The organism is Pelomonas sp. KK5 (assembly GCF_001984095.1).
GTDB lineage: Bacteria > Pseudomonadota > Gammaproteobacteria > Burkholderiales > Burkholderiaceae_C > KK5.
In genome coordinates, this window is record NZ_LYVQ01000530.1 from 1 (window position 1) to 667 (window position 667).

The following is a 667-nucleotide window of genomic DNA, read 5'->3' on the forward strand; positions in this document are numbered from 1 at the left end:
GCTGGCTGCTGGAGAGCGAGCGCAGCGTGGCGCTGCCGAGCGCGCGCAGGTCATCGGTCTCGAGGTTGGCGAGCTGGCCGCTGCTGAGGCCGGCGGCCTGGGCCGAGCTGAGCACGGCCGCCTGGCCCGTCGTCAGCGCGGCGATGTCGCCGCTGGTCAGCGCGTGGATCTGGGCCGAGCCCATCGCCTTGAGGCCGGAGGAGCCCAGGGCAACGACGTCTTCGGTCGTCATCGTGGCCACTTGCGCGGTGCCGATGGCGGCGACCTGCGAGCTGGTCAGCGAGGGGATCTGGGTGCTGGTCAGCGCGTTGAGCGTGTCGCTGCCCATCGCCGCGATCTGCGCGGTGGTGAGCTGGGCGACCTGGGTGGTGGTCAGCGCGCCGATCTGGTCGCTGTCCAGCGCAGCGAGCTGGGCGCTGCCGAGCGCGCGCAGGGCGGCGCTGTTCAGCGCGCGCAGGTTGTCCGTGCTGAGGTTGGCGAGCTGGTCGGTGCCGAGGCCCTGGACCTGGGCGGAGCTGAGCACGCCGGCCTGGGCGCTGCTCAGCGCGACGATGTCGCCGGTGGTCAGCGCATGGATCTGGGCCGAGCCCATGGCCTTGAGGCCGGCGGTGCCGAGGGCGACGACGTCTTCCGTCGTCATCGTGGCGACCTGCGCGGTGCCGATGGC

General features: G+C 72.9%; 1 pseudogene. It reads right to left on the reverse strand.

Going from position 1 to position 667, the window contains the following annotated elements:
• A pseudogene (locus tag B0W88_RS32150) lies at positions 1 to 640 on the reverse strand (heme utilization protein); the annotation flags it as partial.
• Positions 641 to 667 lie beyond the last annotated feature (27 nt).